The organism is Flammeovirga aprica JL-4 (assembly GCF_012844305.1).
GTDB classification, from domain to species: Bacteria; Bacteroidota; Bacteroidia; order Cytophagales; family Flammeovirgaceae; genus Flammeovirga; species Flammeovirga aprica.
Map to the genome: position 1 here is coordinate 1 of NZ_JABANE010000169.1, position 11,939 is coordinate 11,939.

At 34.5% G+C, this 11,939-nt stretch carries 8 protein-coding genes; 3 read left to right on the top strand and 5 right to left on the bottom strand.

The window, feature by feature from the left end; translation table 11 throughout:
• Nucleotides 1-282 precede the first annotated feature (282 nt).
• The 3 genes from HHU12_RS31380 to HHU12_RS31390 all read left to right on the top strand — a co-directional run bounded on the left by HHU12_RS31380 (nt 283) and on the right by HHU12_RS31390 (nt 7,707).
• On the top strand, nt 283-4,395 hold the full coding sequence (locus tag HHU12_RS31380) for a T9SS type A sorting domain-containing protein (RefSeq protein WP_169660694.1): 4,113 nt from the start codon (nt 283-285) through the stop codon (nt 4,393-4,395).
• Nucleotides 4,396-4,523: 128 nt separating this feature from the next.
• Complete coding sequence (locus tag HHU12_RS31385; protein ID WP_169660695.1) at nt 4,524-6,260, top strand: SulP family inorganic anion transporter; 1,737 nt, start codon at nt 4,524-4,526, stop codon at nt 6,258-6,260.
• A gap of 37 nt (nt 6,261-6,297) precedes the next feature.
• Nucleotides 6,298-7,707, top strand: coding sequence for an MBL fold metallo-hydrolase (locus HHU12_RS31390; protein ID WP_169660696.1), 1,410 nt, complete (start codon nt 6,298-6,300; stop codon nt 7,705-7,707).
• An 80-nt stretch (nt 7,708-7,787) separates the two neighbouring features.
• Here HHU12_RS31390 and HHU12_RS31395 read toward each other — a convergent pair whose 3' ends face one another.
• The 5 genes from HHU12_RS31395 to HHU12_RS31415 all read right to left on the bottom strand — a co-directional run bounded on the left by HHU12_RS31395 (nt 7,788) and on the right by HHU12_RS31415 (nt 11,767).
• On the bottom strand, nt 7,788-8,522 hold the full coding sequence (locus tag HHU12_RS31395; RefSeq protein ID WP_169660697.1) for a porin family protein: 735 nt from the start codon (nt 8,520-8,522) through the stop codon (nt 7,788-7,790).
• 2 nt (nt 8,523-8,524) lie between these two features.
• Nucleotides 8,525-9,301 carry a PCMD domain-containing protein gene (locus tag HHU12_RS31400; RefSeq protein WP_169660698.1) on the bottom strand — a complete coding sequence of 259 codons (777 nt, stop codon included), beginning with the start codon at nt 9,299-9,301 and terminating at the stop codon, nt 8,525-8,527.
• A 200-nt stretch (nt 9,302-9,501) separates the two neighbouring features.
• Nucleotides 9,502-10,659, bottom strand: coding sequence for a MalY/PatB family protein (locus HHU12_RS31405; protein ID WP_169660699.1), 1,158 nt, complete (start codon nt 10,657-10,659; stop codon nt 9,502-9,504).
• 179 nt (nt 10,660-10,838) lie between these two features.
• On the bottom strand, nt 10,839-11,639 hold the full coding sequence (locus tag HHU12_RS31410) for a hypothetical protein (protein WP_169660700.1): 801 nt from the start codon (nt 11,637-11,639) through the stop codon (nt 10,839-10,841).
• Nucleotides 11,624-11,767 carry a hypothetical protein gene (locus HHU12_RS31415; RefSeq protein ID WP_169660701.1) on the bottom strand — a complete coding sequence of 48 codons (144 nt, stop codon included), beginning with the start codon at nt 11,765-11,767 and terminating at the stop codon, nt 11,624-11,626. Before HHU12_RS31415 ends, HHU12_RS31410 begins: the two co-directional genes overlap by 16 nt.
• Nucleotides 11,768-11,939 lie beyond the last annotated feature (172 nt).

Genomic DNA, 11,939 nt, shown 5'->3' on the forward strand with positions numbered 1-11,939 from the left:
AGTGTATTCAGAAGAGGACTTAATAAAGTGAGAGAGATGATTAAAAGTGTTGATTTCAAAGACTTTACAAATATGATTTCTCATTTTAGGATGAACTATCTAAAAATCATCGGGTAGAGTAGGTATAAAATTGTTGCTGATGCTGATAAAACATTAGAATGGTATGGAGCAACTGTATCCAATCTATCTTATTCAGATCAAAGTGGAGGTGTAACAGCTAATGGAACACTTACTGATTTCTCTTTCGATTTCCATTATAATTTAGGTATTGCTTCAATAGTATTGGACAGTGAAAAAAAACATCTTGTAAATCAGGTAGCAACTGCTAGTGATAATGTGCAAATCTTAGCCACACAATATGATGCTAATGGTAATAAATATGTTGTAGGGAATTGCTTTGATTGTGGAGTTGATTCATTAGGTTATGTCCAAAAAAATGAAGATCCTAAACTTCTTTTTTCAACTTCTTTTCAAAACAAAAAAGGTAAGTTTTTTCAAGTAAGTGAAGACAGTGAGGTCATTGCACTTTTAGTAAACAACATTACAGAAAGTGGTGTAACGTACAATAATGTTGACTACAGTTCTACGAATGAAGATCAATTAGTATTATTTGTCTTAAATAATGATTTGACAGTAGCTTACACAAAGAAAGTCTTAAACTCTTCTACTTTAGGGTTGATTGAAAAGGATGGATATGATTTGTCTATTGATTTAGACAATAATATTTATACTCAAGTTTATCTTTCTGATGGAAAAGTTACGGTAGATGAGGTGAATGAAACTTTTGGATCAGCGGCCATTATTCAATTGACAAAATGGAATGCTTCTGGAACACATCAATGGAGTAAAAACCTGACATTTTCAAATGTGTCATTTTTCGAAACAAGTTTAATGACTACCGATATGAAAGGTAATATTTATGTGGCAGGAGCGTTAGGATCCGATGGGTTTCAGTTTGATAATGATTGGTCTAATCATTCTTTTGATAATAAAATGTTCTGTGTGAAAGTTGATACAACTTTTAATGTCAGGAATCATTCTGTATTTACCCAAAGAAATGATGTTTATCAATCTGAATTATACAGTATAAATGCTGGTAATGAGCAAGCATTTATTGTAGGAGCTTATCATGAAGGTGACCAAATAAATGCTTATTTCAATTTTAATTCAGATAAGTATAATAAGGGTTATTTTATTGGATGTATGTACGATTCTAGGTTTGATAATTATGCATCTATTTATTTGGATGATCCCGCTTTGATAAAAAAGGAAAACATTGCCTTGGCGGTAGATTCTCTTGAAAATTATTATGTGGCTGTAAAGTCTTCTTCAAAAATGGAAGTCAAGATGGATTGGAAAGATGAAATGTATGTTAGTGAATTCTCTTCTGGTCTAAATATTTATAAATTGACTAGAGGCAGATTTATAAAAGGTTATGGCGGCTTTATCTTTGATGGAATTGACTGTTCTCATCTTGATATTGATTTAACCAATGAGATTAAAGTAAATGCAAATCTGACAGGTGAAGGAAGCTTAATTCAGAGTAGACAAAATGTAAAATCAATCGCTTCGACTGATAGATCTATTCATATTGGTTTTGATTTGCAACCTAACACAGATTTCAAAGCACAACATGCGATTTTATCTTCTAAAGAAATAAAAATAGGAGGAAGTGCAGTTGTCGAAAATAATATTCGTATCCTCAGCTTAAAAGATAATATTTTTTATGGCTTAAGTTATTTGAGAAATGATGGGGGAGTGTCATTTGAGAATAATAATGGTGATAGACTCTCTATTGATAAAGACTTTAATCTAATAGAGTCTGATACTGAATATCAACTTAATGGAGAAGGAGAGTACTCTATGTATGCTTATTCTATTGATATTTATAATAAGAAAGTAAGCTGGAATGAAGTGAAATCAGTTGCTTATTTACCTATTGTAGATGGGAAAAATGGAAGCCCAATAGCGTTAAGTAATATTGAGCATCATGCTGATAAAAATATAGTCAAATACATTTCAGACGAAATTACCCTTGAACATGAATTTAACTTTACGTTGAATGGTGATACAACACTTTTAGTGGGAGAGGATAAACTAATGGATAACAGCTATCCGATTAGAGCTCACGAAGGACAGAAAGCACAGTTAGTTTTTTATATGGATTATAAAAACGGCTATTTTTCTTATGAAATTATTTCTGAAAAAGTTTCAAAAGTTAATGACGTTCGTTTTGACAGTCTTTACGACTACGTTGCTATAGAGGCCGATGTTGAGAATAATATTTATAGATTAGGACCAGACTTTGAGAGTAATAGCAACTCAAACTTGCAAAAGTTAAATCATAATGGAGAAGTGCTGCTCAGTAAGGTGTTTTCATTAAATACAATTGATGTTTTTGGTAATAATCTGAAAGTAGATGAAGTTTCTGGTAATATGATGGTTGTTTTACAAAACGATGGGATTGCTACTTCATTTACTTATGATGACGAGATTTATACTTTAGAAGCAGGGGCTAGGTCAGTGATTGTTTATTTGGATAAAGATCTAAAAATTCTAAACTATGCTAGTTCAGCTGGAATTAGTGATGATATTTCAGTAACAGTATCTGCAGGTTTAGGTTATTATGCAGAATATGAACATACGCAAGATATAATATATGTTTATAGATTAGATGCTGATAAACTAGAAGAGGTTACTTCACTTCAGGTTAATAATACGGGTTCCTATTATATTATTACCCTTACTGCTGATAAGCAAGGTTTATTATATCTGTCTGGAGAATTCCGCTTCAATGGTATGTCTACTGTGAAGGAGGGAGAATTGGAAGCTTTCAAGAATAGAGGTGTAAACGCTCCATTAATTGCAATTAATTCTTCAGATGGAACCATAAAATGGGCTAAAGCATTAATTTCAGGAGAATGGGATGGAGGTGTAGGTTGGCCTACTGGTTTTCAAGCGGGAGATAGTTCTGTTTACATTACCGGATGGATCAATGAAAGCGATACACTTCTGGAAGATCATTTAATTCCTAATATAGAAGATATTGATGTTGGTCCCTACTCCAATTTTGTTCTAAAAGTTGATCATAATGGTAACGCAGTTTGGAGTGAGTTGTTATCCCAGAGAAAAGTTACACACGGTTATAATTATGGATATACAAGAATATTAGTTGGAGAGGATGAAAGCTTGTATTATTTGTTAGATATCAGGTCAGATGTATTTACTGAGGGGCAAGATGTTATTTATACAACTTCAAAAAATGAACCTTTTAATGCATTGATTAAATACTCTAAAGAGGGAGTGAGGGAAAAGGTTACCCCTTTAAGACCGGTTTTATTTAATCTAAAAGATATGGTCAAAATAGATGATCAGGTAATAATAACAGGAGGTTATGCAGAACAAGATGAATACCTCAATTATCAAGATCATAAATTTATCAACAGAGGTGAAGATCAACTTAGCTATAGCGTTTTCGTCCAAGATGAGTTTTCTTTCGCACCAAAACCTGATGATACTTTCACTGAGGTGACATGGAATATCAACTTACAGCCAATGATTGAAGTTTCTTTATTTAATCCTGAAGTAGATTCATTACAGATTATGGTTAAAGGAGCTTCAACTTCAATCTTACAGCAAGTGACAGATCATAATGAAAATGGTATTTATACTTTTAAATATGTTCTGCCGAAAGGTGATTTAAGCTATGAACTTTCAGTCAATGGAAGAAAAGAGGAAATAGAGGCGGTGAGAACTTTTACAGTAAGTGATTCAGAGAATACTATTGATGTAATGTATCAGTTTTCTAAATATGAAGAGTTTAAAGAAGAACACCTTGTAGTTGAAAACATCGATAAGGAAGCAATTTCGATTAAGTTGGACGAAACCTTATTTGCAAGTTTAACTGGTGTGGTACAGAAATTTGTATTAATGCAGGAAAATGGAGATCCTGTTCCTGATTATGTTGTTTTTGATGAAGTAACAAAAACGATTACAATTGATGTGACAAAGTTACCATCTTCTCAAAGAGTTGCTGCATTGGAAGATCTCAAACTAATAGTTGTAGGAAGCGATGAATTACAAAACTATGTTGCAGTTGAAATTATCCTGACTCTTGATGAATATCTAAAAGAAATTGACAATGATGTTACTTCTTTAGATAGTAGTTTAAAAGGCTTGGTTGAGGTTTTTCCTACCAAAACAGAAGGAGTTATAAATATTCATACAGCTTTGAATAATTACGAAGTAGGGGTGTATGATATTAATGGAAAACTATTGTATTCTGCTGTCTCAAGTCTTAATACAATAATCAAAACAGATACTTTTACAAGTGGATTATTAATCATTAGAATTAAATCTAATGAAGGAATATCAACGTTCAAAGTATTTAAATAAAAAGTAGTTATACGAATAACAAATGAGAGTATCCATAGATTTTTATGGATACTCTTTTTTTATGTGACCATTGTTACATTAACTATCATTTTCTTTTTTCACTTTTGCATTAAGACAACTACACCTAAATGCAAAGAAACAACATTATAGCACCCTGGCTTCGACATTATAAAAAGTCTTATTTATCAGGAGACCTCTCGGCAGGTTTGACTGTGGGAATCATGCTTATTCCACAAGGTATGGCTTATGCAAGTTTGGCAGGGATGCCGGCAGTTTATGGATTGTATGCCGCAATGATTCCTCAATTTATCTATGCTTTATTTGGAACATCAAGACACGTTTCAGTGGGGCCGGTAGCCATTGATTCCATGCTTATTGCTGCAACGGTTTCAGCTATTGCTTCGGTTTCATCGGATCAGTACATTAATGCAGTTTTATTACTGACATTGATGATTGGCTTGTTTCAAGTGTTTTTTGGGATGATAAGATTGGGTTTTCTGGTCAATTTTATGAGCAAGCCTGTGATTAGCGGGTTTACATCTGCGGCCGCTTTCATTATTGGAATTGATCAGTTGAAAAACCTGTTGGGTATTGATATGAATGAAAGAGGGACAGCACTTGAAATATTGTGGCTGACAATGAAACAAGCAGAATTCATTAATGTTCAATCCGTAATCATAGGGGTGATGGGGGTATTTATGATTCACTTTACGAAAAAATGGTTGAAGAAAGTACCTGGTTCTTTGGTGGTCGTATTGTTTGGATTAGGTGTTATGTACTTTTTCCAATTAGAAGTGAAAGTACTGGGGAGTATACCTAGTGGATTGCCGGTAATCAGTATTCCTGATTTTGAGTTTGGTTTAATTCTTCAATTGTTGCCTTCTGCTGCTATCATTGCATTGATCGCTTATATGGAATCAATTTCTGTTTCTAAAGCGTTACAGCTGAAGCATAAAAATGAATATAAAATCAAAAATAACCGTGAGTTTATTGCATTAGGATTGAGTGATATTATAGGATCCTTTTTCGGTGCTTTTCATAGTACAGGAGGTTTTAGCAGGTCGGCGGTCAATGAACAGTCGGGGGCTGTGACCAATCTTGCGAATATCATAAGTGGCCTTATTTTACTCTTTACATTGCTCTTTTTAACTCCTTATTTTGAACAGCTTCCATTAGCAATTATAGGAGCAATAATTTTGGTGGCAGTTTATGGATTAATTGATACAGATTATCCTAGATTATTATGGAAAACGAAACGAGAAGATTTCTATATGTTGGCCATCACTTTTGTAGTGACTTTGCTACTGGGAATTCAAATTGGTATTCTTTCAGGAATGGTCCTCTCATTATTATTGTTAGTAAAAAGAACTGCAATGCCTCATATTGCTGTATTAGGTAAACTGAAGGGCTGTAATGAATACAGAAATACGAGCCGTTTTACAGATGTTGAAGTGCGTGATGATGTTTTAATTATTCGTCAAGATGCACAGATGTATTATGCCAACTGCAATCACTTTTATGAGTTTGTATTACAGGAAGTTGCTAAAAAGAAAGGCAGTTTACAAGTTGTTGTACTTCACTTTGGAAGTGTCTCTAATATTGATTCAACGGCGTTGTCAGTGTTAGAGGATTTAATCCTAGAATTACAGCAAATGAATATAAAAACCTATTTTTCTGATGTGATAGGTCCCGTTCGAGATTTTCTGAATCGGGTAGGGTTTATCAAGAATTTGGGAAAGAATCATTTTTTTCTTGATGTACAAAATGCAATTGATTTTTTTGATCAAAAAGGCAATCAACAGGAAATTAAGCTTAACTTTGAGAGAGCGATTCAATCCAACGAATTTGAAGAAAGAAAAATATAAACACATACTGATTTTAAGCATATAAACTTATCATACAATGAAAATTGAACAAATCTACACTGGCTGTTTAGCACAAGGTGCTTATTACATTGAGTCCAATGGTGAAGCCGCGATTGTTGACCCATTAAGAGAAACGAAACCATATATTGAAAAAGCGGAAAAGGATGGTACTCGTATTAAATATATTTTTGAGACCCACTTCCATGCAGATTTCGTTTCAGGTCATGTCTCTCTAGCAGAAAAAACGGGTGCAGAAATTGTATTTGGCCCTACTGCAAAAACAACTTATGATGCACATATTGCCACCGATAATGAGGAGTTTAAGATAGGAGATATTATCATTAAAGTATTGCATACGCCAGGTCACACACAAGAGTCTTCTACTTTTTTAGTGATCGATGAAGAGGGGAAAGATCATGCGGTCTTCTCAGGTGATACGCTTTTTATTGGTGATGTTGGACGTCCTGACCTTGCTGTGAAATCTGATTTGTCAAGGGAGGATTTAGCAGAAATGCTTTTTGACTCTCTGAGAAATAAAATTATGCCTTTGCATGATGAAGTCATCGTTTATCCAGCACACGGAGCAGGTTCAGCTTGTGGTAAAAACATGAGTAAAGAAACATTTGATTCATTGGGGAATCAGAAAAAGACCAACTATGCTTTAAGAGCAGATATGTCGAAAGAAGAATTTGTCAAGGAAGTAACTGAAGGTTTGACTACACCACCTCAGTATTTTCCTCAGAATGTGAAGATGAATAAAGAAGGGTATGAAAATATTGATTTAATTTTAGAGAAAGGAACTGTGGCTTTAGCTCCTCAGTTATTTGAAGATATTGTGAATGCGGAAGGTGCACTTGTTTTGGATACGAGAGATCCACAGGTTTTTAAAGATGCATTTATACCAAATTCAATCAATATTGGAGTAAATGGAGGGTTTGCACCGTGGGTAGGAGCACTGGTCTTAGATTTAATGCAGCCGATAGTGATTGTTGCTGAGGAGGGCAAAGAAGAAGAAGTAATTACAAGACTTTCTCGTGTAGGTTATGACAATACGCTGGGCTATTTAGAAGGCGGTATTGAAGCTTGGAAAAAAGCAGGGAAAGAAGTAGATACCATTGTTTCAATTTCAGCAGAAGAATTGAAGGGACGTTTGTCTGGAGAGATTACTGTGATTGATGCCAGAAAAGATGGTGAGTATAAATCAGAGCATATTGACAGTGACAAAGTGGTGCATAAAGCATTGGATTACATCAATACGGAATGGTCAGATTTAGACCGTTCAAAGACTTATCACATCCATTGTGCAGGAGGTTATAGATCTATGATTGCATCCTCTATTTTGAAATCGAGAGGTTTTGAAAATATCATCGATGTAAAAGGTGGTTTTAAGGCGATTAAAGAGGCAGGGATAAAAACAACAGCATTTGTTTGTCCTTCTACTTTGTAAGCTTACGATGATAAATAAAAAACTCGATCTCTTTTTTTAAAATTTAGAGATCGAGTTTTTTATTTTTGGCTTAGTACTTACTAATAAAATCTGTAAGTAACTCCAATTTTGCCATAAAGGTTAAACAAGTTAGGATCAACAATTTCATAACCAAAAGGGAAAATTCCATTGAACCCCCATGAGATTTGCATGTCTACAGTGAACTTATTGATTTCCTTTTGAACACCGAATTGTGCTCCCCAGTCAAAATTTCTTAAGTCATTGCTGTAATCATAAGGAGTATCTTTGCCTACTTCAGCAGACATGCCTGTGTCATCTGTTAGAATACTCCCTTTAAGGACTTTACCTTCAAAAGTACCATTCATCATATATGCAAAATACAAACCTGCAATTCCATACCATCCATTATCCTTTTTACTTAATGGTAATCTGAATTGTATAGGAAGCTCAATATAATTAAGGTCTATTTCTGTGTAAACTTGCCCTGTCACGGTCCCTTGGTTATTATCTCCAAATCTGAAAAAACGGTCAGTGACATTTGCAGTGGTATTATTCCCTTTACGTGTGTAGAGTAATTCAATCCGCAGGGATTGTCTCGGATTCCCTAGTTTATAATCTCCATAAATACCTATAGTTGGATTAAAACCTGTGTTCCATTCAAATCGATCAGGCATATCCTGAAAGTAAAACGGAGCCGATGCACCAAGATTAAAACCAACTCTTGCACCCATATTCCACTTTTTTTCAGCTTCTTGCCCAAAAGTGAAACTAGATATAGTCAACAGAAAAAGTGAAGCAATAAGAATGTTTTTCATATCTAATATTCAATTGAAATTTCATCTACATACATGGTACTGCCAATAGCACCTCTAAAGAAATCGCCTGCACTGCTTGAAGTAAATACAATGATCACATGAGTAGGAGTAGCATTGGCATCTGCCCATCCGGTTTCGTCACTGCGAAGTCTAAAACCTGGTTCAGGGTTAACAATTTCCCCATATTGCACATTGAGCGTTTTTTTAGTCCACTCCGTTACAGTATCACTGTTTTGCATGGCTGCAGTTCCCACTCTTTCAATTTTATCTCCTTCTCTTTTTTGTAAAAACATATAAGCCAAACATGAATCAAGTCCTGTAAGGGTTGTTGGGGTTGTATTTGTATATTGTTCGTAAGTCTGACCAGGAGTGTATTTATAGTGAAAAGACATACTTTTGGGACGCTTTGTAAAAGGTACACCTAGTATTGCGCTGTTGGCAGGATCTGAAGAATTATATTGAAAAGCTCCTGTATAAAAAGTTGAAGCAGCTATACCTGTAAATATTACTTTCACTGTCTCAAGTTTAGCAGAACTTCCACTCACCACATCTGTTTTTTCTTCTGAAGCATTGACAGTGCCTACAATAATAGTTCCTGCGTTCGATGTCTCCCATCCACTCGGTTTGGGATAGCCGTCTGGCTCTGTCCATGTATCTAATGATAAGTTTTCCTCAAAGTGCAGTTCCTCAACAGGGGGAGGAGTACTATCATCACTACTACATGAGTATAAAAAAACAGATATTAGTAATATTGTTAATAGGCTATTGAAGATTTTCATTCGTAACTAGTTTTTTGAAATAATTTGAAGATTAATTGTTGAGTGAAACGAGAGGTCTTTTTTGGATCTAGCGTTTTAAAGATCAGATTGAAATGATCTAAGTTTTACTTCATTACTGTATATTTTAAAACTGAAGAGAAGAGCTCATTTATTTCTGACTACATAATTTACTATAAAAATAATGAATTTTATAGACCTTCTTAAATTGATTTAATAATTCTATCAACTGCTTCCTTGATGATTGGGAAAGGCGTAGCTGTATTTAATCGCATAAAACCAACACCATCCACACCAAACTGTCGCCCATCTTGCACACCCACTTTGCATTTTTCATAGAAGAATTTTTTCAATAATGTTCCGCTAGGTTCCAGTTCTTTACAATCTAACCAGAGAAGATAAGTTGCATCAGGGTGCATGGTTTTGATAGGTGTTTTAGAGAGGTTCTCTTCTACGTAGGAGATGTTTTTTTCAATATGCTGAAGAAGTGCCTGATACCAGTTTTCACCTTGTGTATAAGCCGCTATCATAGATTCTGTGGCAAAAGTTCCTCCGAAATCAAAATGAAGATGTTGCACTAATTGAAGATATTTAGCTTTCAACTTTTCATTTTTAAAGATCAGATAAGCACAGTTTAAGCCTGCAAGATTAAAAGTTTTGGAAGGAGCCATACATGTAATGACTCTTTGTTCAGCAATTTCGGATAATGAAGCAAAAGGAACGTGTTTATTTCCCCAAAGTGTTAAATCAGCATGAATTTCATCTGAGATAATATTGACATTATATTTTTCACACAAATCTAACAGCTGAAGTAATTCTTCTTGTTGCCACATTCTTCCTGATGGATTGTGAGGGTTACAAAAAACGATAAGTTTTAAACCGTTTTTCATAGCGTCTTCTACTTCGTCAAAATTAATATAATATCTTCCATTTTTATTTTGAAGAGGGAAAGTGACTAACTCTCTATTATTTTTTTTGACATTTTCATAGAAGGGAGGATAGACAGGAGTGAAAATGCCCACTTTATCATTGATATCAGAAAAAGCTTGTACAAGAAAACCAAGTGCCGGGACGATGCCAGGAGCAAAAACAAGTTCATCTGAAGCAACTTCCCATTGATGTCTCTTTTTGATCCAGTTTTGTGCAGACTCCCAAAAAACATCTGTTTGCATAGTATAGCCATAAATCGGATGACTGACTCTTTTTTGCAAAGCCTCCACAATTTCTGGGGCTACAGCCAAATCCATATCTGCCACCCAAAGCGGAATAATATCTTCAGTTCCAAACAGTTGTTTTCTTAACCCATATTTTACGCTATAGGTACTTTCTCTATTATAAATTGTATTAAAATCGTAGTTCATGTATTCTCATTTAAATTGAATTACAAAAACTACAAAAAAATAAGGGAATCACAATTAAGTAATTCCCTTTTTGTGTTTGCAAGCCTATATTAAACTACTGACAATCTGAACAATATTTTGTGACGATTCAATTAATTTCTATAAGATCAATGCATTGGGATTGTTTTTAATCCCAATTATTATTGATTGGCCCTTTGCCATACAGGAGGATTACAGCTGAATGAAATATTGTCTATTGCAAAATCATTCCCTAGCCATTTATCACTGACTTCAGCAATTCCTACAGTAACAATACCATTTGCGGGAGCAGTGAACTCAAGGTACATCTGTTTCCATTCTTCACCTTCTGTGAGGTTTATCGGCTGGCTTAGTGAAACTGTACCCGCATTATTGAAACCTATATTATAGTCGATATACATATCCAACATCGGATCATTTAAGTCATTCCATCGGATCACATTAATGACTTCCGCAGAGAAATAATAGGTTTCACCGGCTAGAACAGGAATATAATCTTTATAGAAGGTTCTGGAGTTATCGGCTAGATCAGGATTGTTATGAGAATTTCTGTTTGGATTATCGTCTTGGGCTGCATTTACAACCATGACATTATCTCCAAAATCTTCATCCATAAAACCGCTATGTACACTTTTTGGGTTGTTTGTGAAACTCACTAACCCTTCATGATTATTTTGATCCAAACGATCTGCATAACTGTAATTTCTGAGATATGTAGCAACAAAAGCATTTTCATCATTAATGTCTTCAAAATCACCAACTCCATAATCTTCGCAGTAATCAGAGAATGCAGCTACATAGTTGATGTCAAAACAGTCACTTTCTTCACTTTCATAATCTACGATTTTAACCCATTGGATGATATCACCATAGTTTAGACCACTTTTGTTTTCTGCTATATGTGCAAGAGGGAAAATATTATTGGTGATTCTAGCGGTACCAATTTCTACCCATTCACCCATAAAATCACTGCTGTTGGTGTCGCCAATCCAACTATCATTGATATAGCGAGGCTGTTGGCCATCAGAAGAAACCCAAACGTATATTTTTGCTCTTTCAGCGTAGGAGTTCCATGCCGTTTGTATAGCATTGGCATCCTCATAATATTCTCCATGATTGTCTTTTTTATAATATTCATCTAAGTATATGACAAAAATTGATTGAACAGCATTTCTAGCTGTTCATAAAATTTATTTTGTAGGCATTGAGAAAGTTTCTCTAAGCCATATTTAAATAAACTTTTGGCTTTCCTTCCATGAGAT